Genomic DNA, 25445 nt, shown 5'->3' with positions numbered 1-25445 from the left:
GCGGGGGTGGGGGGGGGCGCGGGGGGGGGGGGGCCCCCCCCCCCGCCCCCGCCCGTGCGGTGGTGCGGGCCCTCCCCCCCGCGTGGCCCGGCTCCCGTACGGATCAGGTGGTGGCGAGCAGCAGTTCCTCGATGCTCGACGGGCGGAGGCCGTCGGCCCGGCCGGCGAAGTAGCGCTCGGCGAGGCCGTCCGCGGAGACGTGCTCGACGTGCCGGAACCCGGCCTCCTTGGCCATCGCCAGGATGTCGTCCGGGCCGAAGAAGCTGCGGAACGGCGTCCCGTCGGCGCGCGCGGCGTGCTCCACGCCCTGCCGGGCGCCGCGCTCCTCCGGGTCGACCAGGTCGACCGGCTGCATGAACGTCATGGCCAGGGCGGACCCCTCGGCGAGGCCCGCGGCCTTGCGCAGCGTGTCGGCGACCGCCTCCCGGGTGAGGTACATGGTGACGCCTGAGCAGGCCAGCACCGCCGGCCGGGCGGGGTCGAAGCCCTCCTCGGCCAGCCGCCGCCACCAGTCGTCGTCCGCCTCGAAGTCGACGGGGACCAGCCGCAGCCCCTCGGGCACGCCGTGGCCCAGCTCCTCCAGCCGCGCCCGCTTCCACGCCTGGGTCCCCGGCTGGTCCACCTCGAAGACCCGCACCCCCTCGGTGCCCGCCGGCCGGCGCTGCGCGAAGGTGTCCAGGCCGGCGCCGAGGATGACGTACTGGTCGACGCCGCGGGCCGCGTGCTCGGCGACGAGGTCCTCGGTGAACCGGGCCCTGGCCACGATGGACGCGCGTGCCCGGGCGCTGCGCACCGGGTCCATGTCCGGCCGGGACCGCCAGTCGCCGTCCGGCGCCACCAGCCGCGCGCCGAGTTCGTCCTCGAACACGTGCGGCGCGGGGTCGGCCTGGACGTGCAGGGCCCGCCACAACGCGGTCCGGATCGCGGTCTTGTCCGCCGTCGCGGTCACTGGTGGTTCCTCTCCGTTGGATTGTGCGCTCCCGGCAGCGGCCGGGAGCGGTCCGTCCTCACGCGGGCGCGGGGCCGGTGCCGCCGGGTCCGGTGGCCGCCCCGGAGGGCAGGTACTCGGACTCCAGCACCAGGTCCTTGACCCACGACTGGTACTCGACGTGGGCGTGGTGCTCCCGGGTGCGCCACTGGGTGCCCTCGTGCTCGCGCAGGTACGCGCGGTAGTGCGGCGCGCCCGGCACCTTCATGTTGTCGGCCAGCACGATCGAGCCCGGGCGCAGCCACCGCTGGTCGAGGATGCGCCGCAGGTCCGGCAGGTAGGCCCGGGCGATGTGGTCGACGAAGACGAAGTCCAGCCGGCCGGGGCCGAAGCCGTACTCGGAGTTGAGGCGGTCGATGGTGCGGCCGTCGTCCCCGAGCGTGCCGTGCAGCACCGTGACCCGCTCCCCCAGCCCGGCGTGGTCCCAGATCCGCCGGGCCACCGCGGCGTTGGCGGCGCTGAACTCGATCGAGCAGAGCCGGGCCTTCGGCCCCATCACCCGGGACATCCGCAGCGCGCTGTACCCGCAGTAGGTGCCGAGCTCCAGCAGCAGCCGGGGCTCGGCCCGCCGTACCGCGGCGTCCAGGACCAGTCCCTTCTCGTCCCCGATGTTGATCAGCGTGGCCTGCCGGTAGGCGTACTCGTCGATCACCCGGATCGCGTCGTCGACGTCCCCGGGGGCGGCGTGGGCGAGCACGTAGTCGGCGAGCGCCTCCTCCCGGCCGTCACCGACCTGGCCCGTCCGGGTCAGGTTGCCCATCCGCATCAGCATGCTCAGCCGTTTCGCCATCACCGATCTCCGATCCGGGTGCGCTCAGTGGGGTAGGTGCCGTACGGCTCCGGCGGGCCGCCCGCGGTGTCAGGGCAGCATCAGCTGGAGGCTCTTGACGCTGCGTCGGGCCCGCGCGGAGGGGTCTCCGCCGGGCGAGGGCTGCGGCAGGGCCGTGCCGTTCGGCGGCCGGTACTGTTCCAGGTGCGTCCGTTCGGCCGGAACCCCCAGCGCGGCCAGGGCGTCGACCGCGCCGGCCACGAACGGGCCCGGGCCGCACACGTACGCCTCGCGGTCGCGGAAGGGTGCGGCCAGCGCCCGCAGTCCGGCCGCGTCCGGCAGCCCCTGCCGGGACTCCAGCCAGTGCCGGAGGGCGAACCGGTCGGGGTGGGCGGCGGCCAGCCCGGCCAGCTGCTCCCCGAAGATCACCGAGCGCTCGTCGCGGTTGGCGTAGACCAGGGCGAGCCGGCCCGCGCCGGCGGCCAGCGCCGACTTGATCATCGACATCACCGGGGTGATGCCGCTCCCGGCGGCCAGGAAGAGGAAGTCTCCGTCGAGCGAGGCGGGGGTGAACCGGCCCGCCGGCGGCTGGACGTGCACCACGCTGCCGACCCGCACGCTGCCCAGCAGCCAGTCGGAGGCCCGGCCGGTCGGCGTGCGCTTCACCGTCACCATCAGCGGGTCCGCGGTGTGCGGCGAACTCGACAGCGAATAGCAGCGGGTGACGGATCCGTGCCCGGCGTCGGGGATGTGGACGGTGAGGAACTGCCCCGGCCGGTAACGGAATTCCTCGGCGAGGTCGTCGGGGACGTCGAACACCAGCGACCGGGCGTCCTCCGTCTCGACGATCACATCGGCCACCCGCAACGCGTGGAAACGCTGGTCCATCGCCGTCCTCGCTTCGTGAAATGCGACGAGAAAGTGCCTGCAACGCTACCGTGCGGGCCTTTGCTCGCGAACGCTTGCCCGACTGGGGAGTTACCCCAGTCGGACACCGCGTTCCCGGCCGGCGCGTTCCTTCCGGGCGGGCCGTCAGGGCCGGCTGAAGGGCTGGACGGCGCTCCGCACGGAGCCGCGGCGGTTTCCGGGGATCCGGCTCCCGCCGGGCCCCGCCGGGCCGACGTTGCGGACCAGTTGGAGCATGTCGCACCGGCCGCCCTCCGGTTCGGGGTAGCGCGCTCCCGGCGACAGCGGCCGGCTGAGGTGCTCCAGCACCCACTCGGACGCGCAGGAGTCGAAGACCAGCCCGCCGGCGCGCACCATCTGCACCCCGAGCACCAGGTCCTGCCAGCGGGCTCCGTTGAGCAGGTAGCCGCGGGCCCCGGCGCGCATCGCGGAGAGCAGCGCCTCCCGGTCGTCGAGCGGACTGATGATCAGCACGGCCGTGTCCGGACAGCAGCCGGTGATCGGGCCGACCACGTCCGCGATGCTCTGGCCCGGCTGGACGATGTCCATCACCACGACCTGGGGACGCAGGGTGTGCGCCATGGCGACCGCGTCCGACCCCGTCCCGGACTCGCCGACGACGTGGAAGGACTCCACCTCGTCGAGCAGGATGCGCAACCCGGATCGGTAGATCGGGTGGTCGCCTGCGATCAGCACCGTGGTGCGCGAGCGGCCGGCTGCCTTCGACGTCGCTGTCCTGATCACGATTCTCCCGCCAACTAGTCGGTCGACAGTTGCCTTGTTGCCCGCCGCCGCGGGGGCCACACGGCCTCGTGCTGGAGGTCCGGTCGAGGCCCCCGCGGCGCGCCGGGTCGCGCTACGCGTCGGCCTTCCGGCCGGTGCCGCGCAGCGCGGAGAGGATCGCCGCCAGGATCATGATCCCCATCATGGTGTAGAAGGCCGCCTCCAGGCCGTCCGCGAAGGCGCTCGCGAGGTCACCGTCCAGCTTGTTGGTGCCCACGAAGATGGCGAACGCCAGGTTCCGCGGGATCGAGTGCGAGGCCACCAGCATGGCGGTGGTGAAGGAGAAGACCATGCCGATGCTGGAGAAGGTGCGCAGCACGCCGGAGGCGATGCCCAGCCGGTCCGGCGGGGCGGCCTTCATCACCGCGGTGCTGTTGGCCGGGAAGAAGAAGCTGCCCCCGATCATCATCACCAGGTTGCCGACGGCGGTCAGCCACAGGCTGCTCGTGGTGGTCATCTGGGCGAAGATCGCCATCGCGACGACCGAGATGCCGAGCCCCATGGTCGCCGGGACGACCGATCCGAGCTTGTCGGTGAGCTTCCCGGCGTAGGGGCCCACCACCGCGCCGATGACGTAGCCCGGCAGCAGCAGCAGGGAGGCGTCGATCGGGTCCATCCCGCGGGTGCCCTGGAGGTACATGATCACCAGGAAGAGCACCGCGAAGCTGCCGACGCCCTGGAGCAGCGAGGCCAGGAGCGAGGGCGTCATCGACGGGATGCGGAACAGGGACAGGTCGAGGGTGGGTTCCTTCTGCTTCAGCTCGACGACGACGAACGCCGCCAGGAGCACGAGGCCGCCGACCAGGTACCCGATCAGGGTCCCGTCGAGCGGGCCGGACGCCAGTCCGGTCATCGCCCAGAGCACCCCGAAGAGGCCCAGGCCCAGCGTGATCATGCCGACGAAGTCGAACTTCCGGCGCTGGCGCTCGGCGGTGTCGCGCAGCACCCGGTGCGCCAGCACCAGGGCGATGATGCCGATCGGCACGTTGACCCAGAAGATCCACTGCCAGGACACGTAGGTGACCATGACGCCGCCGGCCAGGACGCCGAGGACGGAGCCGAAGGAGTAGCCGAAGGCGTTGTAGCCGTAGGCGCGGCCGCGCTCCTGCGGCGGGTAGAGCTCCGAGATGATCGCACCGCTGTTGGCGGCGATCAGTGCGGCGCCGACGCCCTGGACGACCCGGGCGCCGATGATGCTCGGCGCGTTCCAGGCGATCGCGCAGAACACCGAGCCCACGGTGAAGACCAGGAAGCCGGCCTTGTACATCCGCACCCGGCCGAACATGTCGCCGAAGCGGCCCAGCTGGGTGGAGAGCACGGTGACCACGAGGAGGTAGCCGACGACCACCCACGTCACGGAGGACAGGGTGATCTTCAGGTCCTCCTCGATCGCCGGGAGGGCGAGCACCACGATCGTGCCGTCGACCGCGGAGATCAGCACGCCGATCATCACGACGAGCATGCCGATCCCCCGCCGGGGCGGCGCTGACGGTGAGGCGTCCTTCTCCTTGGTCGAGATGCTTTCACTGACCATCGTTAACCAACCCCGCATCCCTCTTCGTCACTACTGAACTAGATTGCTAGCATGCTGGCACGGAAAGGGCCACGCAACACGGGGCCACGCCATCCCGGACGAGGGGGCACCACGCAGGTGGACCTGGTTCGCAGCACGTTCGCCGAGGCCACGGCCCCGGCCGGCGGCGCGCGCCGCACACGGGAAGCACCCCCGGCACCGGATGGGACCGGGGGCACTCGGCGGGTCGGGAGCGCGACCGGCGTCAGGGGTGCCCGCCGGACTCCGGCGGCCGCCGACGCGCTCCCGCCCCGCCAGGGGCGCTCAGCCCTTGAGCGGCGCCTCGATGCTCCACTCCCGCCCGTCCGGGTCGCGCACCACCATCCGCTGGGTGCCGTAGTGGGTCTCCTCGAACGGGGAGACCACCTCGACGATCGGGTCGGGCTTGAAGGTCTCGGCGTCCGCGATGCGCAGGACGAGCTGGACCTGCGGCGCACGCTCCTCGGGGATCTCGCCGACGACGAAGTACGGGCCCTCGTCGTGCTTGAGCATCCCGGAACCGTGCTCGGTGGCGAACTCGATCTTGAAGCCCAGCGACTCCAGGAACTTGGCCGTCTTTCCCCAGTTGTGAGTCTCGACGTAAACGCCTTCGACACCCCGGGTCGTCATATGTCGATTCCTTTCACGCAGTTCCGTCTTATTTCTGCTTCTGGCGCTCGGCAAGGTGGTTGCGCAGCGCCTCGGCAACCAGAGCCGACAGCGAGAGTTCACTGTCGATGGCGTAATGCTTCACCTGCCGAATCAGCTCCACGGGCAGGTAGACGTTGAACTGCTTTACCTCTTCAGCAGTCATGCTAGCATGCTAGCACCGCTCGGGCGGGCTGCCAACCACCGCCCCACCGAGGCGGCTTCGCGGCCCCACGGCCGGTAGCCCGGTCCCGGGCGTCGCCCGGGCCACCCGCGGCCGGCACCGCCCGCGCCCCGGTCTCCGCCCCGGCGCCCCGGCGCCCGAATAGCGGCCGAGCATTCCGGTGACGGCGGGCGCGGCGCGCACGGGCCCGCTAGCGGAAATGAATGGGCGGCGCAATATCCGCCGGCCGCGCGGAATTCCCCGACCGCGACGAGTTCCCCGCCCCGGCACCCCGCGTTATGCTCGGCCCATGCGATTCGGCTTAATGGCAAGCAATCCACTTGAATGGCTGCTGGTCAAGTTCAATTTGATCGCGCGGCCCGTCCTCGACACCCAGGTAGCGGGCACGTACGTCCACGTCATCATGGCCGCCGTCAAGGTCGGCCTGTTCGACGCGATGGCCCACGGCCCCGCCACCGCCGAAAAGATCGCGGCCAGCTGCGGCATCCACCCCGACAGCACCGCGAAACTGCTCCCCGCTCTGGCGGCGTCGGGATACCTGCGCGCCAGGGACGACCAGTACGAGCTGAGCCCGCTGTCCCGCAAGTGGCTGGTCACCTCCAGCAAGCACGCGGTGAACGACAAGCTGATGCTGCAGTTCTACGAGCTGGGGCTTATGGCGCGGGCCGACGAGTACCTGCGCAGCGGCAAGCCGCTGGACTTCCACACCGGCATGAGCGACGACGTCTGGGACTCCTACCAGCGCGGCATGAAGTGCCTGACCACCGGCCAGACCAGCATGGTGGCCAAGGCCGTCCCGGTCCCCGAGGGCGCCACGGACCTGCTCGACATCGGCGGCTCCCACGGCGCCTACTCGGTCGCGCTGTGCCGCCGGCACCCGTCGCTGCGCGCCGTCGTCTTCGACCTGCCCGACGCCGTGCGGCACGCCGCGCCGCTGCTGGCCGAGGAGAAGATGGGCAACCGGGTGCGCCACCAGCCCGGCAACGCCCTGACCGACGACTTCGGCGAGGAGTGCTACGACGCGGTGATCATCATCGGCGTCGCGCACCACTTCAGCGACGAGCAGAACCGCGAGCTCACCGCCAAGGTGGCCCGGGCGCTGCGCCCCGGCGGGACGTACACCATCGCCGAGTTCCCCGCCGCCAGCGGCGAGGGCAAGACGCAGCAGCTGGCCGCGCTGCGGGACTTCTACTTCGCGCTGGCCAGCGAGTCCGGCACCTGGTCGCCCGCGCAGATGGCCTCCTGGCAGCGCGCCGCGGGCCTGCGGCCGGCCAAGCCGGTCCGGCTGCCGGCCAGCGGCGGCCTCAACCTCCAGTCGGGCCACAAGCCCCGCTGAACCGCCACGCCCCTGGCCCGGCCTCCCCACGAGCGGAGGCCGGGCCAGGGGCGTTTCGCGGATCCCGGGGCGCGCGGTCCTCGGGAGCCGCGGGCCACGGGAGTCGCGGGCTTCGGGGCACCGCGGCTTCAGGGCGCGGACCGGCTCACACCGTGACCGGCACGGTGACCGGGCCGCGCGTGATCATCAGCCGCTGCCAGACGATCTCCTCGGCCAGCGCCAGCCGGTCGAAGCGGCGCACCAGCCGGCCGATGGCGATCCGGGTCTCCAGCCGGGCGAGCGCGGCGCCCAGGCAGTGGTGCGGCCCGCCGCCGAAGGCGACGTGCTTGCGGGCGTTCGGCCGGTCCAGCCGCAGCTCGGCCGCGGACGGGCCGAAGACCTCCTCGTCGCGGTTGGCCGAGGCCAGCCCGGCGAGCACCGTCGCCCCCGCGGGGATCACCGTGCCGCCGGCCTCGAAGGGCGACAGGGTGATCCGGCGCGAGTACTGCACCGAGGTGTCGTAGCGCAGCAGTTCGTCGGCCGCGTTCGCGTCCAGGTCCGGACGCTCGCGCAGCAGCCGCAGCTGCTCGGGGTGGCGCAGCAGCGCGACCATGCCGTTGGCCAGCAGGTTCATGGTGGTCGCGTAGCCGGCCAGGTACAGCAGCACGACCTGGGCGATCAGTTCCTCGTCGCTGAGCACATCGCCGCCGTCCTCGGCCCGGATCAGCTGGGTCAGCAGGTCGGGGTTCTCCTCGACGAGGTTGTGGCGCTTGGCCTCGATCACGGCGGCGATGCGGTCGACGAGTTCGGTCTCGGCGGTCACGATCGCCTTGATCAGCTCCGGGGTCGGCTCGGAGACCGGCTCCAGCGAGAACGCCAGGACTTCGGCCCGCTCCCGCAGCCAGTGGTAGTCGGCCTCCATGCCCAGCATGTCGCAGATCACCAACAGCGGGAGGGGGTAGGCGAGTTCGGAGACCAGGTCGGCCTGGCCGTGTTCGGCCGCCCGCTGTTCGACGCGGTCCAGTGCCTCGTCGACGAGGCGGGTGATCAGCGGGGCCTGGCCGTTGACGGCCCGCTCGGTGAACACCTTGGTCAGCAGCCTGCGGAGCCGGGTGTGGTCCGGCGGGTCCTGGTCCATCATGGACAGGGAGTGGATCCGGCTCTTGGTGACGTTGTCGTCCTCCACCGAGTGGTCGCCGCGCAGCAGGTTGACCACGTCCGCGTGCCTGGTGACGATCCAGAATCCCGCCGGGTGCCGGTACGCCGGATTGGTCGCGCGCAGTTTCGCGAAGTGCGGGTACGGGTCGTCGGAAACCCCCGGCGCGAAGGGGTCGAATGCGTACGGCTCCGCGTTCTCGGCCGTGCTCGTCGTCGGTGTCGGTGTTTTCCGGTCGGCCATGGGAATCCATCCCGTCTTCTCGGAAGGCGGCACTTCGAATGCCGTCGTCGGACGGCCACGTTCGGCCAGGTCCGTTTATAGGTAGCGCGGTTGAGGGCTGGCAAGGCGGGGCGGCGCCGGGGGCGGCGCCGGGCCGTGCGAGTGGGGAATCTCCCCAGTCGACCGGCGGGGAGCGCCGCCGCCCCCGGCTTCCCGGGGCGTTCCCGGTCCGCTTGACTCGTAATTCCGGGGTCTCGAAACTCGGAAACGGGGATGCGCCGTTCCCCCGTGCACGCACTCTTCGCCGCTGACCCGAGAGGACGACCGTGGCTACCGAGATGACGAAGGTGCCGGACGAGACAGCCGTGCGGGTGGCCCTCTGGCGGGCCCTGCACCTGCGCGCCGACGCACCCCCGCACGTGGTCGAGGACGAGGTCGGGCTCCGCCTGGTCTCCCCCGGCGAGGACTGGCAGCAGCGTCCGGACATGGCCGGGGAGGGGATGCGCGGGTTCCGGGCCGGCGTGGTCGCCCGGGCCCGGGTCGTCGAGGACCTGGTGGCGGAGCAGTGCGCCGCCGGCGTGGCCCAGTACGTGATCCTCGGTGCGGGCCTGGACAGCTTCGTCCAGCGACGGCCCGAATTCGCCGGACGGCTGCGGGTGTTCGAGATCGACCAGCCCGCGACCCAGGCGTGGAAGCGGCGGCGGCTGGACGAGCTCGGCCACGGCTCCGCGCCGTGGCTGCACTGGGTGCCGGTCGACTTCGAGACCGGCGAGGTGTGGTGGGACCGCCTGGTCGAGAACGGCTTCGACCCGGACCGGCCCGCGGTGCTGTCCTGTGCGGGCGTCACCATGTACCTCAGCGAGGACGCGGTGCGGGACACCCTGGCCCAGGCCGCGCGGGCCGCCGCCGGCTCGACGCTGGCGATGACCTTCATCCTGCCCACCGCCTTCGACGAGCCGGAGGACCCGGCCGCGCACGAGGCCGCGGGCAAGCCGAAGCCCGGGCCGCGGGTGCACTTCCGCAGCTACTTCACTCCCGACGCGATACTGGGCCTCGCCCTGAAGGCCGGCTTCCGCGAGGCCCAGTACCTCTCCACCGAGGAGGTCACCGCCCGTTACTTCGCCGGCCGGGACGACGACTTCCGGCCCGCGGCCGGCGAGCCCTTCATGCTGGCGCGCACCTGACGGCCGCCCGGCGGCCGCCGGCCGTCACGTGGTGACGACCAGCAGTTCCTCCGCGTTGGAGGGCCGCAGGCCGTCGGCCCGGCCGGCGAAGTAGCGGGCGGCCAGGACCGGGGCGGGGATGTGCTCGGCCGTGCGGAAACCCGCGTCCCGGGCCAGCCCGAGGATCTCCTCGGGGGCGAAGAAGCTGGTGAACGGGGTGCCGAAGGCCCGGGCGGCCTCCTCGATCCGGGCCCGGATCTCCCGGGGGCCCGGTTCCACCATGGCGAGCGGCAGCTGGAAGGTGGCCGCCATCGTGGAGCCGGGCGCCAGCGCGGTGCCCTGGCGCACCATGGCCACGATGGCGTCCTTCCGGAGGAAGGCGCTGACGCCGAGCGAGACGACGACGGCGGGTTCCCCCGCGTCGAAGCCCGCCGCCACCAGGGTCTCCCACCAGGACCCGCCCGACTCGAGGTCGTACGGCACGAACCGCAGGCCGGCGTGGGAGTCGAGGCCGAGCTCCGCCAGCCGCTCGCGCTTCCACGACTGCGGTCCGGGCGGGTCGAGTTCGAAGATCCGCACCGACGGGGGGAGGTCGGCGCGGCGCTGGGCGAAGGTGTCCAGGCCGGCGCCGAGAATGACGTACTGGCGCACGCCGCGGCCGAGTTGTTCGAGGACGAGGTCCTCGCCGAAGCGGGCGCGGGTGATGACGGCGGCGCGGGCGAACGGGTTGTCGTCCGGGTCCATGTCCGGGCGCTTCCGCCAGTCCTCGCCCTCGCCGGTCAGGCGCAGGCCGAGTTCGTCGTCGAAGACCGCGGGCGGGTCGTCGTGCTGCACGTGGAGCGCGCGCCACAGGGCGGCGCGCACCGCGAGGCTGCTGGGTCCGGCGCTGTTCTGCTCGGGCACGGTGCCGCCGGGGGCGGCGCTGCCGTGCGGGGTTCCGGCGTTCGAGGTCCTGGTGTCCTCGGTGGTCATGTCGGGTGTCCTCCCGATCGCAACCTGCGGGGTGGGGGGCCTGCGGGGGCGCCGCGCGGCGCCGGCCCGGTGTACGGGCGGCGCTCTGCCCGCTGCGTCCCGCGGGTGGGCCCGACGCGCGGCACCGCGCACGTCAGGGCTGGTGACGGCTTCGCCGTCCGGTGACGCGAAGGTAGCGCGCCGGTGGTCCCGGACGCCAGGCGCCCGGGGGCGGGAACGGCCGGGCCGGGAGCGGCCCGGCCGTTCGCTCAGAGCTCGGAGGCCAGGGTGCCGCCGCGGCCCCAGTGGTCCGTCTCGACGTCGTTGATGATCACGGTGACGGCGGCCTCGGGGCACTTCACGATCCGTGCGACCGTCGCCGTCACCTCCTCGACGAGCTGACGGCGCTGGTCCACTCCCACGCCCTTCCACCAGTTCACCTGTACCAGGGGCATTGCGGGTTCCTCTCTGTCGGTTCGTCCGATTCGGCTGTTCCCGGGCGGTGGGCGCCGTCGCCGACCGCCCTGCGGGGGGATTCCGGGGAAAGTCCTTCGCCGCGGTGGTGGACCGCGGGCGGTCCGCACCGCGAAGATGCACATGCGGGTGTGAATCCCTACTTCTCCTCGGCGTCGCGCTGCCGCTGTTCCACGGCGGTCGCGAAGTTCTGCCAGATCCGGCCGCACTCCCGGGCCAACTGCGCGATGTCGGAAGCCCGGTGGGCGGGTACGTCCCCGCTGACCCGGGCCCATTCGTCCGGATTCAGCAGATACATGTCAAGAAGGCGCAGCAAAAAACGCCCTGATTCCGAGAAGCGCAGCGAGGGATCGCTGCGCAGGCTGCGCATCAGCGCGCTCCGGTCGACCGGACCGGGCGCCGGGATCCGGACGCAGGCGCCCGTCCGCCGGGGCAGCTCGCGGCGCTGGTCCTGCTCCGACACGGGCCGGGGCTCGGGCGCCGTCAGGGCCTCGGCCCGGCGCGAGTCGTCCCGCACGTTCCGCACGGTGTCCGGGCTGACCCCGGCCTCCCGCGCGATCTCGCGCAGCGACGCGTCCTGCCGGTCCGCGAGCAGGCTGCTCACCCTGGCCCTGGCCGCCGCGCCGTTGACCGGGCGCATCCGGCCGTCCCGGCCGCGGCGGTGGGTGACCGGTTCGGCGTCCGTGCCGGAACGCCGGCGGATCGACCCCACCGTCTTGTGCGAGAGCCCGACGACCGCGGCGATCGCCCGGTCGGACCACTCCGGGTACGTGCCGAGGATCCGCTCGGCGGCCGCCGTCCGCTCGGCCCGTGACAGCGGCAGCCCGTGCATGACGTTCTTCTCGACCGCGAGCACGAAGGCCTCGTCGTCGTCGCAGTCGCAGAAGTTGACGTCGATGGACTCCTGGCCGCGCAGCTCCGCCGCCAGCAGGCGGTGGGCGCCGTCGACCACGCGCATCGTGCGGCGGTTGACGAGGATGGGCGGCAGCGCGGCGTCGGAGTTCGCGAGCAGCCGGGCGTGCTCGTGGTTGGGGCCGGACAGTCGGGGGGAGTCGAGCCGCACGATGTCGGTGAGCGGCAGCCTGGTCAGGGCCGCCGGACCCGCGGACCCTCCAGCGTCCGTCCTCTCCATCACGCCAACAACGGGCTGAGGGTTCACAATCCGACCTTCCTGCTCGAAGCGACCGTCACTGCTGCTGCAGCTCGTCCTGTGGACTTCGTGTCTCGATGAGCGGTGCTGCGCCTGGGGATTCGTCGTGCCTCTCCGATCGGTTCGTCCGCGGTGCTCCCGCCCCGGAGGGGAAGGCGGGCGCGCCGGCGGACCGTGTCGCCGTACGGCAACGAGCTGCCCGTTCGTCGCCGACCTTCCCGCACGCTTCCAGGTGGGCCGTCCTACCGGCATGAGTCAGATATCCCGACCCTTCCCGTTTCGGGTGGGAAATCGTGGCCGGCCCGGAGTTCCCACACCGGCCGGGCCAGATGACTCACGACACCGCGGCACCGCGCCGGGTTCGATGACCGCTGTGCCTACCAAATAGGAGGTAGCGGAATGTGCCGTATATACGGCCATTTCAACGCGGTGGTGCCACCGGACGACCTGGCCCGGGTCGGCGAACTGCAGCGTCACGGCGGCCCCGACCAACAGGGCTGTTCGGTCGGGCCCACCTGGTCGTTGGGCATCAACAGACTTGCCATCATGGATCCCGCCGGCGGGCGCCAGCCCTACCGCTCCGCGTCCGGGGCCGTCCACGTCGTCCTCAACGGGGAGATCTACAACCACGCCGCGCTGCGCGAACGGCTGGGCGCGTTCGGCCACCGCTTCGCCGACCACTGCGACGGCTCGGTCCTGCCGGCGCTCTACGAGCAGTACGGGGACGCGTTCGTCGACCACCTCGACGGGATGTACGCCGTCGCCGTCCTGGACCTGCGCGCCGAGCCGCGGCTGGTGCTGGCCACCGACCACCTCGGCATGAAGCCCCTGTACTACCACTGGGACGAACGCCGCGGCGCGCTGTACTTCTCCTCCGAGATCCCGGCGCTCCTCGCGTTCCCGGACGTGTCCGCGAGCGTCTGGACACCCGGACTGGACGCCTACCTCGCGACCAAGACGCCGTTCGGCGAACAGACCATGTTCGAGGACGTCGCGGTGCTGCCGCCGGCCGTGACCGCGGTCCTCGACCGCTCCGGGGGGCTGCGCGTCCGGCACCGGGCCGTGCCCGGGGCCGCGCCCGGAGCGGGCCCCGACGGACTGCGCGCGCTGCTGCACCGGGAGGTCGACGCGCTGCTGGAGGCGGACGTCCCGCTCGCCTCGATCACCTCCGGGGGCCTGGACTCCAGCCTGGTGACCACCCTCGCCACCGGCCGGGCGCCGGGGCTGCACACCTTCAACATCGCCTACACCGGCACCTGGCCCGACGACGAGCGGCACTTCGCGCGCCTGGTCTCCGACCACGCCGGGACGGCCTACCACCAGGTCGAGCTGAACCCCAAGGAGCTGCCCGACCTGCTGCCGCGGGTCGTCCGGCACCTGGGCCAGCCCAACGCCGACCCGATCACCGTGAGCAGCTACGCCCTGTTCGCCGCGGTGCGGGAGGCCGGCTTCACCGTGGCCCTGACCGGCGACGGCGCGGACGAGGTCTTCGGCGGGTACGGGCGGATGCGCGCGGCGGCCCGGGCCGCCGAGGCGGGCAGGCCCTGGTACCGGCCCTACCTCGACGAGTTGGGCGTGCTGCCGGCCGCGGCCCGCGAGCGGCTCTACACCGCGGACTACGCCGCGGAGGTGAAGTCCGTGCCGGCCCTGCCCGAAGCGGCGACCGAGGCGCTGCGCTCGGGGCCCGGCACCGTGCTCGACCGGATCACCGCGTTCGAGATCGGCCACCGGCTCCCGGCCTACCACCTCCGGCGGGTCGACCACCTCAGCATGGCGAGCGCCGTCGAGGTCCGGCTGCCGTTCTGCCAGCAGAGCGTCGTCCGGCACGGGGTGCGGCTGCCCGACCGGGACCGGATCCACGACGGGGCGGTCAAGCGCGCGCTGTACGACGCCGCGCGCGGCCTGCTCCCCGAGGCCGTCCTGGCCCGCGAGAAGCAGCCGTTCACGCTGCCGGTCGCGGCCATGCTGACGCCCGGCTGGCCGCTCTGGGACTGCGCCAGGGACCTGCTGGCCGCCGACCGGCTGCGCCGTACCGGCCAGCTCGACCCCGGCGCGGTGGACCGGCTCTTTGCGGAGCAGGCCGCCCGGCCGGACAACAGCACCGCCCTCGCCCTCTGGGCCCTGCTGGTCCACGAGATCTGGCGCGAGCAGTTCGCCGTCGCGCCGGTCGCACCGCCCCGGAAGCCCAAGGACGTGGCGTCATGATCGGGCACGTCGTCTACGCGCACGGCAGTCCGTGCCCCACCCTGGTCCTCGACGCGCGCCGGCTGCCCCGCGAGGAGCAGCCGCTGCTCGACCGCCTCGCCGCGGCCCGGAAGTGGCTCGACGACGCCGGCGCCGGGCACATCCTCAAGATCGCGCTGGTGGAGCCCGCCGAGCACCCGCTGTTCGACCTGGACTACCGGTTCGTGCAGGCGCTGCCGTCCGGGCCGGCCGCGTTCGACCTGCGCGGCTCGTGCGGGCACTCCATCCTGGGGTCCATCGTCGCCGGCGCCGAGTCCGGCTCGCTGCCCCGGCTGACGCCGGGGATGCGGGTGCGCGTCATGGTCCGCAACAACGGCGACCACATCGTCTGCGAGATCACCGAGGTCCGCCGGGACTCCGCGCTGTTCGACATCCACTTCGTCCAGCCGGCGCCGAAGCCGCTCGGCGAACTGCTGCTGGCCGGCGCGGCCACCACCACCGTGGACGTCGACGGCACGCCGGTGCCGGTCTCGCTGGTCTCCATGGGCAACCCCTACGCCTTCGTGGCGGCCTCCACCCTCGGGCTGTCCCGCCCGGAGGACCTGTTCGCCGACGACCGGTCGCTGTTCGACCGGCTGGTGCGGATCCGGCGGGCCGCCGCGGTCCTGCTCGGCTGGCCCCCCGACGGCGCCTTCCCCAAGGTGGCCGCGGTGATGGCCGCGGACGACGGCCGGATCGCCGTCCGCGCGATCTCGGTGCCCACCTGGCACCCGACGATCGCCCTGACCGGGGCCGCCTGCGTCGCCGCCGCCGTCCGGATCAAGGGCACCACGCCCTGGGTCGCGGCGCAGCAGGCGGGTGTGCCCGACGGCACCGTCGACATCCTCACCGCCGGCGGGCTGTCGAGCGTCGCCGCGACGGTGCGCAACGGCGCCTACGAACCGGAGCTCACCTGGACCACCGTCCGCGGCAAGCGCACCACCACCCTCGGGTCCTTCCCGATCGAACCCCTCGCCAGCCTCCAGCCGAAGGAACTGACCGCATGTCTGTCGCTTTCCAGGTGATCGACCCCGAAGGCGGGCTGCCGGCCGCTCTCGTCGAGCGCCTCGACGCGGCGGCGGCGCGCAGCGTGTCCACCGGCCTGCCGGACGGCACGCTGCTGGCCGAGCTCGGGCAGGCCGGGCTGTTCGGCGTCGCCGTGCCCGCCGCGTACGGCGGGTTCGGCGGGGACGCCACGCTCATCAACCACGTCGTCGCCCAGGTGGCCCGGGCCAACCCGTCCGCCGCGATCATGCTGTTCCAGCACTACGCGGTCAGCGCGCGGATCGCCGAGTGGGGCGACCCGGCGCAGCAGGCCCGGCTGCTGCCCGCGCTGGCCAAGGGCGACCTGCTCGCCGCGTCCGGGTGGAGCGAACCCGGTGTGGGCGCGGCCAAGAAGCGCCTGAACACCACCGCGCAGCGGCTGCCCGACGGCCGCTGGCGGCTCGACGGCACCAAGTCCTTCACCACCAGCGCCGGGGTGGCCGGGCTCTACCTCATCCTGGCGCGGACCTCCGACGCCGTGGAGGACTCGGACGCCGCCTACGGCTCCAGCGGCCAGACGTTCTTCCTCATCCCGGCCGAGGACGAGGGCCTGCGCCCCGATCTGAGCCTGGACCTGATCGGCATGCGCGGCTCGGCGACCGGCTTCGTGTCGCTGCACGGCTGCGTCGTCGACGACGCGTACCGGCTCGGCCCGGTCGGCGAGGCCACGTCCATCATCGCCTCGGTCCGCCGGACCGGGGCGACGCTGGGCGCGGTCTCCCTCGGCATCGCCTCGGCGCTGCTGGACCTCGCGGTCGACCAGGTCAAGCGGCGTCAGCAGCCGCCCGACGCCGTCACCCGCTTCCGGCTCGTCGACCTGGCCACCCGGATCGAGGCGGCGCAGGCCGTCATCGACCGCGCCGGGCGGCGGGTCGCGGCCGACCCGGGCCTGACCACCCTGCACAGCAAGCTGTTCGCCACGGAGACGGCCGAGCAGGTGGGCGTCGAGGTGGCGCGCCTGCTGGGCTCCGGTGGGTACGTGGTCGCCAACCGGATCAACGCCCTGATGGCCGACGCCCGCGCGGTCGCCCACATGGGCCCCACCAACGACCTCTGCCGAGAGCTGGTGAGCGCGACATGGCTCGGGTGAACGGACGGCTCGCGGTGGTCGGCGGGCGGCTGGTGACGCCGACCGGCGTCCGCCCGGGCGTGGTGCTCGTCGAGGACGGGCGGATCGTCGGGCTCGCCGACTCCGCGCCCGAGGGCGTCCCGGTGCTGGACGCGGCGGGCCGGTACGTGCTCCCCGGGCTGATCGACTCGCACGTCCACTTCCGCACCCCCGGCCTGGAGCACAAGGAGGACTGGGAGCACGGCAGCCGCGCCGCGGTCGCCGGCGGCGTGACCACGGTGATGGACATGCCGAACACGGCTCCCCCGACCCTCCACCCGGACACCGTGGTCGCCAAGGCCCGGCTGATAGCGGGCCGTTCGCTGGTCGACTACGCCTTCCACATCGGCGCGGACCCGCTGCACCCCGAGGTCCTGGTCGACCTCGATCCGGCGATCGCCCGCAGCGCCAAGGTGTTCATGGCCGGGCACCACACCGCGCCCACCGTGGTCAGCGACCCCGAGGTCCTCGACAAGGTGTTCGCCGCCGCGGCCGCCTCCGGGGTGCGGCTCGTGCTGCACGCCGAGAACCAGCGGCTGCACGACCTGCTGGACGCCTGGCGGGGCGGCCCGCCCGGCGCCTACCGCGACTACGAGCGGTGGCGGCCGCGCTCCAGCCCGATCTCGGCCGTCGTCCAGGTGCTGGAGCTGGTCCGCCGGCACGGCACCGCGGCGCACATCCTGCACCTGTCGAGCGCGGAGGAGGCCGACCTGGTCGCCGCGGCCGCCGCCGACGGGCTGCCGGTCACCTTCGAACTCACCGCCCACCACCTGTCGTTCACCGACGCCGACACCGCGCGGGGCGGCGCGCGGACCAGGCTGGCCCCGGCGATCCGCGGCCTCCGGGACCAGGACCGGCTCTGGGCGGCCCTGCGGGCCGGCGAGGCGGCCACCCTGGGCAGCGACCACGCGCCGCACACCAAGGAGGAGAAGGAGCGGCCGATCGCCGACGCCCCGCCGGGGCTGCCCGGCGTGCAGGAGCTGGCGACCGCCGTGTGGACCGGGATGCGCCGGCGCTGGCCGGAGGAGGACCGGGACACCGCGGCGCGCCGGCTGGTGCGCCACCTCGCGGAGCGGCCGGCGGACCTGTTCGGACTGGCCGGCAAGGGCCGGCTGGCCGCCGGGGCCGACGCCGACCTGGTGGTCTTCGACCCGGAGCACCGCTGGATGCTGTCCGCGTCGGACGTCGAGGCCAAGTGCGGCTGGTCCGCCTACGAGGGCTGGACGTTCACCGGCCGCGTGGAGGTGACGGTCAAGTCCGGGCGGATCGCCTACGACCGCGAGCGGGGCACGTTCGGCGCCCCGCTGGGACGCTGGCTGTCGCCGCTCGACCGCACCGGGGAGGACGGCGGACATGGCTGACACGGACGTGACCGTCGCGGGCGGCGGCATCGGCGGCCTCGCCCTCGGCATCGCCCTGCGCCGCGCGGGGATCCCGGTGACGGTCGTCGAGCGGACCGCGGCCCTGCGGGACGCGGGCGCCGGCCTGGTGCTGTACCCCAACGCGCTGCACGCGCTGGCGGAGATCGACACCTCGCTCGCCGCCGCGGTGCGGGCCGCCGGGCACGTCCCCGCGGCGGAGGAGGTCCGCCCGATCGTCGACACCGGCGGCGCGGTCGTCGCCACCGACCGGGTGGGCGAACTGGCCGCCAGGTTCGGCGCGCCGCAGGTCTCCCTGCTGCGCACCGCCCTGCAGTCGCTGCTGCTGCGGTACGCGGCCGACGCCGGGGTGCGGCTGCGGCGGGGGATCGGCGTGACCGGCTGCGCCGACCTCGGCGACGAGGTCGCGGTCGCGCTGTCCGACGGCGGCTCGACGACGGCGACGGCCCTGATCGGCGCCGACGGCCTGCACTCCGTGGTGCGCCGCCATCTGCTCGGCACGGAGCCTCCCCGCTACTGCGGGTACACGACCCTGCGGGGCCGCTCCCCCGCACCGCCGGAGTTCCCGCACGGGTTCATCGTGACGGCGGACGGCCTCGGCCTCTTCGCCGCCCCGGTCGGCCCCGGGCAGCTGTACTGGACGGCCAAGGTGGCCGCGCCGGCCGGGGTCTGGCCCGCCAAGGACCCGAAGGAGGCGCTGGCCGACCTCCTGGGCCTCTTGGCCGGCTGGCACCCGGCGCTGGTGGACGTGGTGCGGCGCACCGACCCGGACGCGCCGGCCGTGGTCACCGACATCAACGACCGGGAGCCCGTCGCCGACTGGAGCCGGGGCCGGGTCAGCCTCCTCGGCGACGCCGCGCACCCGATGTCGCCGGGCGCCGGACAGGGGGCGGGCATGGCGCTGGAGGACGCGGCCGTCCTCGGCGGGATGCTGGCCCGCACCGAGGACGTCCCGGAGGCCCTGCGGCGGTACGCCGGGCAGCGCGCACCGCGCACCGCCCTCGTCGTCAACCAGTCGCGGCACCGCGACCACGTGGTGCGCGGCGAGCGGGGCGAGTTCAGCACGCACGACCAGGAGCTGACCGATCTGTTCGGCTGGCGCGCGGAGTTCGGCCTCCCGGCCGAGTGACGCGGCGACGCGGCGACGCGGCGACGCGGCGACCAAACCGGACCGGACCGGATCGGTACGGACAGGCACCGAACCAACGAAGGGTTGACCGTCATGGAATCGGGCACGACGCACTGGAACAACGTCAAGATCGACTATGACAAGGTACTGAACACCGACGCCTCCAACGTGGCCCTGCTCTCCGCGGCCGTGGACCTGCTGCCGGCGGACACCGCCGACATCCTCGACATCGGCTCGGGCACCGGGCGGCTCACCTCGCTGTGCCGCGCGGCCCTCCCCCAGGCCCGGATCCTCGGCGTGGACCCGGCACCGACCATGGTCAAGGAGGCGACCGCCAAGTTCGCCGACGACCCGCTGACCTCGTTCCAGGGCGGGGTGGCCGAGGACCTCTCGGACATCCCCGACGAGAGCTTCGACGTGGCCATCAGCAGCTTCGCGCTGCACCACCTCGAACTCGACACCTACCCGAAGGCGGCGGCCGAGCTGCTGCGCGTCCTGCGCCCGGGCGGCGTATTCGTCAACGCCGACCAGTTCTGCCGGGTGATGGGGCCGGCCGGCAGCAAGGAGCGGGCCACCGACGTCCTGGAGCTGCTGACCGACAAGGCCAAGTACTACCTGCGGGAGGCGAGCTTCGAGCGCATGCTGCTCCAACTCGACCTGCTGCCGCGGTTCCTGCGGGAGGACGGGGAGATCCTGACCACGCCGGAGTTCTGGCGCGACCGCCTGCTCGAGGCGGGCTTCGAACGGGCCGAGATCGTCGCGACCGCTCCCGAGGAGCTCTACAACCGGGTGATCGTGGCGCGGAAGGCGCCGCGCGCGGCGGCCTGACGGGCCGGGCGCGGGGCGGGCGTGGTGGCGGGTGTGCCGGTGGAGGCGATCAGCGGGCGAGCCACCACGCCGCCGTCCGGGTCAGTGGCCGAGACCGGCCTGCCTGGCCCGGACCGCGGCCTCCGTCCGGTCGACCAGGTGCAGCTTGGCGAATATCCGGGACAGGTAGTTGCGCACCGTCTTGACGGACAGGCCGAGCTGATGGGCGATCGCCGCGGTGCCCAGGCCGTCCGCGACGAGCTCCAGCACCTCCAGCTCACGGTCGGTCAACTCCGGGAAGGGCTTGGCCACTCCGGCCGGCTGGGCCAGGTGGTCGGTCACCCACCCCGAGGTGCTGGAGTCGAAGACCAGGCCCCCGGAGCGGACGATCCTGATCGCCAGCACGAGGTCCTGGGAGGGCGCGCCCCGGGAGAGGTAGCCGCGGGCGCCGGCGCGCATCGCGGCGAGGAAGGCCTCCCGGTCGTGGGCGATGCTCACGACCAGCACGGCCGTGTCGGGGCAGCGTTCGGTGATGGAGGCGATCACGTCGGTGGTGACGGCGCTCGACGGGGACACGTGCAGCAGCACCACGTCGGGGCAGAGGCGGTGGATCGCCCGGACCGCGTCGGGGCCGGTGTCGACGCCTCCGACCACTTCGAGGGCCTCGACGCCGTCGAGCAGGCTGCGGAGGCTGGATCTGTACACCGGGGGGTCCGCGGCGATCAATACGGCGATGGTGTCCGCGAAGGCAGACTGCAGAGCCGCTTGGTCGGACATCCCGTTCCTCCCCCTGGTAACAGCTCGTGCACCAGCGATCACCGTACCAAATCCGGGCGCACTCCACCCCTGATAGGCGCAAGCCAATCGAACAGAAGTGAGCGGCCCGGTCCAGGGGCGTTCGGGAGCGCGGGGCGCGGCACGTCGGGAACCGGGTGCCGGGGCCACGCGTCGGAGGTATCGTTCTCTTATTCTAAAGTCCTTTGGAATTTGGGAGTGTGTCAAAGTGGCGTCCCGAACTCAACCCCCCGCGGTCACCGCACCCGCGTCGGCGGAAACCTCCTCGCAGCGCTCCACGTGGTGGCTGCTGGCCGCGCTGATCGCGGTCTCGCTGAACCTGCGCGCCCCGATCGCCGCGGTGTCGGCGCTGCTGACCCCCATCAAGTCCGGGCTGGGCCTGTCCGGATCGAGCCAGACCCTGCTGACCGTGCTGCCCACGGTCTGCCTCGCCCTCTTCGCGTTCACCGGCCCCGCGCTGGTCCGCCGGATGGGCGAGGAGCGCCTGGTGGCGACCTCGGTGATCGTGCTGCTCGTCGGCGACCTGGTCCGGATGCTGCGCAGCGAGGCCGCGCTGTTCGTCGGCACGCTGCTGGTGGTCGCCGCGATCGGGGCCATCAACGGCGCCGTCCCCGGCCTGATCAAGCGGAAGTTCGGCGACCGGCTCGCACCGGTGATGGCGCTCTACACGATCGTCCTCACCATCGGCGCGGCCAGTGCCTCGGCGCTCGCCCCCCGGCTGAGCGGCCACGAGGGCACCGGCTGGCTGGCCTCGCTCGCCTGGATCACCGTCCCGGTCGCGGTCGTCGCCTGCGCGATCTGGCTGCCCGTCCTGCGGGAGCGCTCCTCGGCCCCCGTCCGGGCCCGGATCCCCGCCGCGCTGTGGCGGGACGCGCTGGCCTGGCAGGTCACCGCCTTCTTCGGATTCATGGGCCTGTCCTTCTACTTCGTCCTCGGCTGGCTGCCGACCATCTGCCACCAGCGGGGCATGACGCTCGACGAGGGCGGGCTGGTGCAGGCCGTCACCTCCCTGATCCAGGTGGCCGGCTCGCTGGGGGTCCCGCTGCTGATCCGCCGGCTCCCCGACCAGCGGGGCGTCGCCGTCGGCATCGGCGTGCTCAACGCCGGCGGGCTGATCGCGCTCATGGTGGCGCCGATCTCCTACGGCGCCTGGATCGCCGCGCTGCTGCTCGGCCTGGCCCAGGGCGCCGGCTTCGCCCTGGCGCTGACCCTGATCGGGCTGCGCGCCAAGGACGCCGATGCGGCCGTCGGCCTCTCCGGTATGGTCCAGGGCGTCGGCTACCTCATCGCCATCCTCGGGCCGCTGGTCGGCGGGATGCTGGTCAACGCCTCCGACGGCCTCCCGACGGCGCTCGTCCTGCTGCTGGTCGTCACGGCCGGCGAGGTGGTGGCGGGTGTGGGCGCCGGACGCAACCGCCACGTCCTCGAACCGGCCGGACCCCGGCCCGGCACCACACGATAGGTCCGTCCATGTCCGAACCGACCACGCCGGAACCGAACGCGCCGAAGCTGAGCATCCCGATCTACGCGGAACTGTCACGGGTCGGCAAGGTGCTCGCCAACCCGCTGCGGCTGCGCCTGCTCGACCTGCTCGACGGGCGCGAACTCACCGTCGAGCAGCTCTCCCAGGACTCCGGGATCCCGTTCAAGAACACCTCGGCCCAGTTGCAGCAGCTCCGTTCGGCACACCTGGTCAGCAGCCGGAAGGACGGCACCAGCGTGCTGTACCGGCTGACCGACGACGACGTGGCCCGGTTCCTCGGCGTGTTCCAGGAGTTCGCCGAACGGCGCCTGGCCGACCTGCGCAGCGTCATAGACGACCAGCTCGGCGACCTCAGCGCGCTGGAGCCGGTGACGGTCGACGAACTCACCACCCGGGTCGACGCCGGGGCCCTGGTCATCGACGTCCGCACCAGCGACGACTACACGATGGGCCACGTGCCCGGCGCCGTCTCCCTCCCCTACGAACAGCTGCTGAACCGGCTCGACGAACTCCCGGACGACACCGAGATCATCGCCTACTGCCACGGGCCCTTCTGCGTGACCTCGGCCGAGAGCGTCCGGCTGCTCCGGGCGCACGACCGCCACGCCCGCCACCTCGTGGGCGGCTTCACCCGCTGGCACCGCACCGGACACCCCGTGAACACCGAGACCGACCCGTGAGAGCGGGCCGGCGCGTCCCCCTGAGGAGAAGGCAACCATGCGCATACGAGGAAGTCGGGTCGCCGTCGTCGGCGGGAGCATCGCCGGCTGCGCCACGGCCGTCGCCCTGGCCCGGGCCGGCTGCGAGGTCACCGTGTTCGAGCGCAGCCGGGGCGGCCTGCGCGACCGCGGCGCCGGGATCACCCTCCCGGCGTCGCTCTACGACGAGTTGCTCGACGCGGGGTACCTGGACCCCGGCATGCGGGTGCTGCGGCGGCCCGAACTGATCTGGCTCACCCGCGCGGAGCGGTCCGCCGAGGGCCGCGAGGTCGGCCGCCAGCCGTACCCGTCGATCATGGCGAGCTGGGCGCTGGTCTGGCGGGGGCTGCGCGGGCAGGTGCCGGACGGCGACTACCACGAGGGCTCGACCGTCACCGGCCTGCGGCCCGGGGACGACGGCGTCGCGGTCGAGGTCGACGGCCGCCCCGCCGGGACGTACGCCGCCGTCGTCGGCGCCGACGGCTACCGCTCCACGGTGCGGCCGGCGGTCGCGCCCGAGGCCGTGGTGGCGTACGGCGGGTACGGCCTCTGGCGCGGCGACTACCCCGCCGACCGGGGCGCCGGCGGCCCGGCGCACCCGCTGCTGGACGACTTCGTCGCGGTCGGCTTCCCCGGCGGCCACGCCGTGTTCTACCGTATTCCCGACGCCGGTTCCGGCGGCTTCCGGCAGAACTGGGCGCTGTACGGCAGCGTGCCGGACGGCCTCTACCCGGCCGAGGCCGCCCCCGTCCCCCGGGGGCAGGTCGACGAGAAGGCCGCCGGCTACCTGGAAGAACTCATCACCCGCGAGCTGCCGCCCGTGTGGGCCGACGCGGTGCGGCGCACCGAACGGCACGAACTGTCGATCAACCCGATGTACGACACCACGGTCTCCCGCTACGCCGCCGGCTCCCTGCTGCTGGCCGGCGACGCCGGGGCGATCGCCCGCCCGCACACCGGGGCGGGCGCGGTGAAGGCGATCCAGGACGCCCGCGCCCTCGAACTCGCCTGCCGGGAGCACGAGTCGTGGGCGCAGGCGCTGGCCGCCTTCGACGCCGCGCGGCGCGGCGCGGGCAACGACCTCACCCGGCTCGGCAAGCACCTGGGAAGGATGCGCGTCGAGGAGTCCCCGGACTGGTCCGCCCTGACGCCGGCGGACTTCGAGTCCTGGCTGCACGCGAACACGCACGGCTGGCAGAGCGCGTACGACCCGACCTGATCCGTAGGAACGACGTCCGACCACCCACCCAGGAGGAAGAGATGTTCACCCTGCCGCCCATCACCCTGCCCGGCATGGACGAGTACGCGGAGGCCCACTCGACCCCGGACCCGGCCCAGTTGGCGGGCGTGTCCGGGAACGACCTGGGCATGGGCCACCTGATCAGCGGCCAGCTCGTCGGCGGGCTGCTGCGCATGGTCATCCACACGCTGCAGCCGAAGGTGGTCCTCGACATCGGCACCTTCACCGGGTACTCGGCGCTGTCCATGGCCGTCGCCCTGCCCGAGGGCGCCCGGGTGATCAGCTGTGAGATCGACCCGGACCGCGCCGAGGTCGCCCGCAAGCACATCGCGGAGGCCGGCTACGCCGACGTCATCAGCGTGCGGGTCGGTCCCGCGCTCGACACGATCGCCGAGATCGAGGAGCCGCTGGACCTGGTCTTCATCGACGCCGACAAGCCGAACTACCACACCTACTACTCCGCGACGCTGCCCCGGCTCTCCGCCCGGGGGCTGATCGCCTGCGACAACACCATGTGGCGCGGGGAGATCACCGACGCGGACAGCACCGACCCCGACGTGCGGGCCCTGCGGGCGTTCAACGACGCCGTCGCCGCCGACCCGCGCAGCGAGTCCGTGATGCTCACCGTGCGGGACGGGGTCACCCTGATCCGCCGGGTCTGAGACCGGCCGCGGGGCCGCCGGGCCGGCGGCGGACGTCAGGCCTCCCCCAGCCCGGCCACCAGCTTCCTGGGGGCGACGAGCCGGTAGGCGTCCACGACCAGCTCGCGCACCTCCGCCCAGTCGACCGGCACGTCCAGGTAGACCCCGACCCAGTCGCGCCCGCCGTAGGGCGGTGCGAAGAACCGGTCGGGTTCGGCGGCGACCATCGCCTCCCTGGCGCCCACCGGGGCCGGCACCCAGAAGCTCCGCCGGCCGCGCGGGTGGTGCTCCGAGAGCTGGGCCAGCGTCCGCCGCCGGATCCGCCAGGACGGCTCCCCGTGGTGGTTGCTCGCCTCGACCACCTCGGGCAGCGCCAGGCACAGTGCGCGCAGTCGCTCCTCCACGTCGTCCCCGGTCATGCCGCCCTCGTCCCCTCTCCGCCGCGGCCGCTTCCGCGCGCTCCCGCCAGGATGCCACCCCGGAACGGTGGCTGGGCCATCCACCCGCCGTCGCACGGAACATGACGTTATGTCAGGTCCGTGGGGGCGAGGGGCGGGCGGGAGTCCCGCGGGCGGGGCCGCCGGCGCCCTGCACCACCTTCTCGTTCCGCTTCCTCGCCGAGCACGACTACTTCGAC

The 25445-nt window shown here is 73.2% G+C and carries 25 protein-coding genes; 12 read left to right on the top strand and 13 right to left on the bottom strand.

Features of this window, described 5'->3' with window-relative positions; all coding sequences use genetic code 11:
• Positions 1 to 103 precede the first annotated feature (103 nt).
• The 7 genes from AB0E96_RS17955 to AB0E96_RS17925 form a co-directional block, all read right to left on the bottom strand.
• A complete protein-coding gene (locus tag AB0E96_RS17955; protein ID WP_359824436.1) occupies positions 104 to 949 on the bottom strand; it encodes a class I SAM-dependent methyltransferase in 846 nt (281 codons plus the stop codon).
• A gap of 58 nt (positions 950 to 1007) precedes the next feature.
• Positions 1008 to 1778 carry a class I SAM-dependent methyltransferase gene (locus tag AB0E96_RS17950; protein WP_359824434.1) on the bottom strand — a complete coding sequence of 257 codons (771 nt, stop codon included), beginning with the start codon at positions 1776 to 1778 and terminating at the stop codon, positions 1008 to 1010.
• Positions 1779 to 1847: 69 nt separating this feature from the next.
• A complete protein-coding gene (locus AB0E96_RS17945; RefSeq protein ID WP_359824431.1) occupies positions 1848 to 2645 on the bottom strand; it encodes an FAD-binding oxidoreductase in 798 nt (265 codons plus the stop codon).
• A 144-nt stretch (positions 2646 to 2789) separates the two neighbouring features.
• Positions 2790 to 3407 (bottom strand): response regulator transcription factor, encoded by a 618-nt coding sequence (locus AB0E96_RS17940; protein WP_359824428.1) that lies wholly within the window; start codon positions 3405 to 3407, stop codon positions 2790 to 2792.
• Between the two features lie 112 nt (positions 3408 to 3519).
• A complete protein-coding gene (locus AB0E96_RS17935) occupies positions 3520 to 4980 on the bottom strand; it encodes an MFS transporter (protein ID WP_359824425.1) in 1461 nt (486 codons plus the stop codon).
• 303 nt (positions 4981 to 5283) lie between these two features.
• Positions 5284 to 5628: a VOC family protein gene (locus AB0E96_RS17930; protein WP_359824422.1), complete on the bottom strand. Its 345-nt coding sequence runs from the start codon at positions 5626 to 5628 to the stop codon at positions 5284 to 5286.
• Positions 5629 to 5656: 28 nt separating this feature from the next.
• Positions 5657 to 5812 carry a CopG family transcriptional regulator gene (locus AB0E96_RS17925; RefSeq protein ID WP_359824419.1) on the bottom strand — a complete coding sequence of 52 codons (156 nt, stop codon included), beginning with the start codon at positions 5810 to 5812 and terminating at the stop codon, positions 5657 to 5659.
• A 322-nt stretch (positions 5813 to 6134) separates the two neighbouring features.
• On the opposite strand from AB0E96_RS17925, the gene AB0E96_RS17920 reads away from it, so the two are divergent.
• Positions 6135 to 7166 (top strand): class I SAM-dependent methyltransferase, encoded by a 1032-nt coding sequence (locus AB0E96_RS17920; RefSeq protein WP_359824416.1) that lies wholly within the window; start codon positions 6135 to 6137, stop codon positions 7164 to 7166.
• 145 nt (positions 7167 to 7311) lie between these two features.
• Here the strand turns inward: AB0E96_RS17920 and AB0E96_RS17915 are convergent, their stop codons facing one another.
• Positions 7312 to 8544, bottom strand: coding sequence for a cytochrome P450 (locus AB0E96_RS17915; protein ID WP_359824413.1), 1233 nt, complete (start codon positions 8542 to 8544; stop codon positions 7312 to 7314).
• A gap of 317 nt (positions 8545 to 8861) precedes the next feature.
• On the opposite strand from AB0E96_RS17915, the gene AB0E96_RS17910 reads away from it, so the two are divergent.
• Positions 8862 to 9707, top strand: a complete 846-nt coding sequence (locus tag AB0E96_RS17910) for a class I SAM-dependent methyltransferase (protein WP_359824439.1) — start codon at positions 8862 to 8864, stop codon at positions 9705 to 9707.
• A gap of 24 nt (positions 9708 to 9731) precedes the next feature.
• Here the strand turns inward: AB0E96_RS17910 and AB0E96_RS17905 are convergent, their stop codons facing one another.
• The 3 genes from AB0E96_RS17905 to AB0E96_RS17895 all read right to left on the bottom strand — a co-directional run bounded on the left by AB0E96_RS17905 (position 9732) and on the right by AB0E96_RS17895 (position 12243).
• Entirely contained in the window at positions 9732 to 10658 is a 927-nt protein-coding gene (locus AB0E96_RS17905; protein WP_359824410.1) for a class I SAM-dependent methyltransferase, read from the bottom strand.
• A 248-nt stretch (positions 10659 to 10906) separates the two neighbouring features.
• On the bottom strand, positions 10907 to 11092 hold the full coding sequence (locus tag AB0E96_RS17900) for a 2-hydroxymuconate tautomerase family protein (protein WP_359824408.1): 186 nt from the start codon (positions 11090 to 11092) through the stop codon (positions 10907 to 10909).
• Positions 11093 to 11250: 158 nt separating this feature from the next.
• Positions 11251 to 12243, bottom strand: a complete 993-nt coding sequence (locus tag AB0E96_RS17895) for a ParB/RepB/Spo0J family partition protein (RefSeq protein WP_359824406.1) — start codon at positions 12241 to 12243, stop codon at positions 11251 to 11253.
• A 417-nt stretch (positions 12244 to 12660) separates the two neighbouring features.
• Between AB0E96_RS17895 and asnB the strand changes: the two genes are divergently transcribed.
• The 6 genes from asnB to AB0E96_RS17865 all read left to right on the top strand — a co-directional run bounded on the left by asnB (position 12661) and on the right by AB0E96_RS17865 (position 19972).
• Positions 12661 to 14466 carry an asparagine synthase (glutamine-hydrolyzing) gene (gene asnB, locus AB0E96_RS17890; protein ID WP_359824404.1) on the top strand — a complete coding sequence of 602 codons (1806 nt, stop codon included), beginning with the start codon at positions 12661 to 12663 and terminating at the stop codon, positions 14464 to 14466.
• Complete coding sequence (locus AB0E96_RS17885) at positions 14463 to 15509, top strand: PrpF domain-containing protein (RefSeq protein ID WP_359824402.1); 1047 nt, start codon at positions 14463 to 14465, stop codon at positions 15507 to 15509. Before asnB ends, AB0E96_RS17885 begins: the two co-directional genes overlap by 4 nt.
• Positions 15488 to 16618, top strand: coding sequence for an acyl-CoA dehydrogenase family protein (locus tag AB0E96_RS17880; RefSeq protein ID WP_359824400.1), 1131 nt, complete (start codon positions 15488 to 15490; stop codon positions 16616 to 16618). The genes AB0E96_RS17885 and AB0E96_RS17880 overlap by 22 nt, the downstream gene beginning before the upstream one ends.
• A complete protein-coding gene (locus AB0E96_RS17875) occupies positions 16606 to 17997 on the top strand; it encodes a dihydroorotase family protein (RefSeq protein WP_359824398.1) in 1392 nt (463 codons plus the stop codon). The genes AB0E96_RS17880 and AB0E96_RS17875 overlap by 13 nt, the downstream gene beginning before the upstream one ends.
• Positions 17990 to 19144 (top strand): FAD-dependent monooxygenase, encoded by a 1155-nt coding sequence (locus tag AB0E96_RS17870; RefSeq protein ID WP_359824397.1) that lies wholly within the window; start codon positions 17990 to 17992, stop codon positions 19142 to 19144. The genes AB0E96_RS17875 and AB0E96_RS17870 overlap by 8 nt, the downstream gene beginning before the upstream one ends.
• 93 nt (positions 19145 to 19237) lie before the next feature.
• Positions 19238 to 19972 (top strand): class I SAM-dependent methyltransferase, encoded by a 735-nt coding sequence (locus AB0E96_RS17865; RefSeq protein WP_359824394.1) that lies wholly within the window; start codon positions 19238 to 19240, stop codon positions 19970 to 19972.
• 81 nt (positions 19973 to 20053) lie between these two features.
• On the opposite strand, the gene AB0E96_RS17860 is transcribed toward AB0E96_RS17865, so the two are convergent.
• On the bottom strand, positions 20054 to 20728 hold the full coding sequence (locus AB0E96_RS17860) for a response regulator transcription factor (RefSeq protein WP_359824391.1): 675 nt from the start codon (positions 20726 to 20728) through the stop codon (positions 20054 to 20056).
• A 226-nt stretch (positions 20729 to 20954) separates the two neighbouring features.
• On the opposite strand from AB0E96_RS17860, the gene AB0E96_RS17855 reads away from it, so the two are divergent.
• The 4 genes from AB0E96_RS17855 to AB0E96_RS17840 are packed head-to-tail and all read left to right on the top strand — an operon-like array spanning position 20955 to position 24829.
• Positions 20955 to 22208, top strand: coding sequence for an MFS transporter (locus AB0E96_RS17855; RefSeq protein WP_359824389.1), 1254 nt, complete (start codon positions 20955 to 20957; stop codon positions 22206 to 22208).
• An 8-nt stretch (positions 22209 to 22216) separates the two neighbouring features.
• Positions 22217 to 22909: an ArsR family transcriptional regulator gene (locus AB0E96_RS17850; RefSeq protein ID WP_359824386.1), complete on the top strand. Its 693-nt coding sequence runs from the start codon at positions 22217 to 22219 to the stop codon at positions 22907 to 22909.
• Positions 22910 to 22946: 37 nt separating this feature from the next.
• Positions 22947 to 24146 (top strand): FAD-dependent monooxygenase, encoded by a 1200-nt coding sequence (locus AB0E96_RS17845; RefSeq protein ID WP_359824384.1) that lies wholly within the window; start codon positions 22947 to 22949, stop codon positions 24144 to 24146.
• A 41-nt stretch (positions 24147 to 24187) separates the two neighbouring features.
• Positions 24188 to 24829, top strand: coding sequence for an O-methyltransferase (locus tag AB0E96_RS17840; protein WP_359824382.1), 642 nt, complete (start codon positions 24188 to 24190; stop codon positions 24827 to 24829).
• A gap of 35 nt (positions 24830 to 24864) precedes the next feature.
• Here AB0E96_RS17840 and AB0E96_RS17835 read toward each other — a convergent pair whose 3' ends face one another.
• On the bottom strand, positions 24865 to 25227 hold the full coding sequence (locus AB0E96_RS17835; protein WP_359824380.1) for an MmcQ/YjbR family DNA-binding protein: 363 nt from the start codon (positions 25225 to 25227) through the stop codon (positions 24865 to 24867).
• Positions 25228 to 25445 lie beyond the last annotated feature (218 nt).

The organism is Kitasatospora sp. NPDC036755, assembly GCF_040636595.1.
GTDB lineage: Bacteria > Actinomycetota > Actinomycetes > Streptomycetales > Streptomycetaceae > Kitasatospora.
Note: the sequence above shows the minus strand (reverse complement) of the source record. Positions and strands in the feature narration are given on the sequence as shown.

Excerpts from the sequence above, each read along its gene's own strand:
- AB0E96_RS17900 (WP_359824408.1), bottom strand. The coding sequence starts at position 11,092 with ATGCCCCTGGTACAGGTGAACTGGTGGAAGGGCGTGGGAGTGGACCAG.
- asnB (WP_359824404.1), top strand. The coding sequence starts at position 12,661 with ATGTGCCGTATATACGGCCATTTCAACGCGGTGGTGCCACCGGACGAC.
- AB0E96_RS17885 (WP_359824402.1), top strand. The coding sequence starts at position 14,463 with ATGATCGGGCACGTCGTCTACGCGCACGGCAGTCCGTGCCCCACCCTG.
- AB0E96_RS17840 (WP_359824382.1), top strand. The coding sequence starts at position 24,188 with ATGTTCACCCTGCCGCCCATCACCCTGCCCGGCATGGACGAGTACGCG.
- AB0E96_RS17935 (WP_359824425.1), bottom strand. The coding sequence starts at position 4,980 with ATGGTCAGTGAAAGCATCTCGACCAAGGAGAAGGACGCCTCACCGTCA.
- AB0E96_RS17905 (WP_359824410.1), bottom strand. The coding sequence starts at position 10,658 with ATGACCACCGAGGACACCAGGACCTCGAACGCCGGAACCCCGCACGGC.
- AB0E96_RS17860 (WP_359824391.1), bottom strand. The coding sequence starts at position 20,728 with ATGTCCGACCAAGCGGCTCTGCAGTCTGCCTTCGCGGACACCATCGCC.
- AB0E96_RS17865 (WP_359824394.1), top strand. The coding sequence starts at position 19,238 with ATGGAATCGGGCACGACGCACTGGAACAACGTCAAGATCGACTATGAC.
- AB0E96_RS17910 (WP_359824439.1), top strand. The coding sequence starts at position 8,862 with ATGACGAAGGTGCCGGACGAGACAGCCGTGCGGGTGGCCCTCTGGCGG.
- AB0E96_RS17930 (WP_359824422.1), bottom strand. The coding sequence starts at position 5,628 with ATGACGACCCGGGGTGTCGAAGGCGTTTACGTCGAGACTCACAACTGG.
- AB0E96_RS17895 (WP_359824406.1), bottom strand. The coding sequence starts at position 12,243 with ATGGAGAGGACGGACGCTGGAGGGTCCGCGGGTCCGGCGGCCCTGACC.
- AB0E96_RS17950 (WP_359824434.1), bottom strand. The coding sequence starts at position 1,778 with ATGGCGAAACGGCTGAGCATGCTGATGCGGATGGGCAACCTGACCCGG.
- AB0E96_RS17870 (WP_359824397.1), top strand. The coding sequence starts at position 17,990 with ATGGCTGACACGGACGTGACCGTCGCGGGCGGCGGCATCGGCGGCCTC.
- AB0E96_RS17925 (WP_359824419.1), bottom strand. The coding sequence starts at position 5,812 with ATGACTGCTGAAGAGGTAAAGCAGTTCAACGTCTACCTGCCCGTGGAG.
- AB0E96_RS17845 (WP_359824384.1), top strand. The coding sequence starts at position 22,947 with ATGCGCATACGAGGAAGTCGGGTCGCCGTCGTCGGCGGGAGCATCGCC.
- AB0E96_RS17920 (WP_359824416.1), top strand. The coding sequence starts at position 6,135 with ATGGCAAGCAATCCACTTGAATGGCTGCTGGTCAAGTTCAATTTGATC.
- AB0E96_RS17875 (WP_359824398.1), top strand. The coding sequence starts at position 16,606 with ATGGCTCGGGTGAACGGACGGCTCGCGGTGGTCGGCGGGCGGCTGGTG.
- AB0E96_RS17835 (WP_359824380.1), bottom strand. The coding sequence starts at position 25,227 with ATGACCGGGGACGACGTGGAGGAGCGACTGCGCGCACTGTGCCTGGCG.
- AB0E96_RS17850 (WP_359824386.1), top strand. The coding sequence starts at position 22,217 with ATGTCCGAACCGACCACGCCGGAACCGAACGCGCCGAAGCTGAGCATC.
- AB0E96_RS17945 (WP_359824431.1), bottom strand. The coding sequence starts at position 2,645 with ATGGACCAGCGTTTCCACGCGTTGCGGGTGGCCGATGTGATCGTCGAG.
- AB0E96_RS17915 (WP_359824413.1), bottom strand. The coding sequence starts at position 8,544 with ATGGCCGACCGGAAAACACCGACACCGACGACGAGCACGGCCGAGAAC.
- AB0E96_RS17880 (WP_359824400.1), top strand. The coding sequence starts at position 15,488 with ATGTCTGTCGCTTTCCAGGTGATCGACCCCGAAGGCGGGCTGCCGGCC.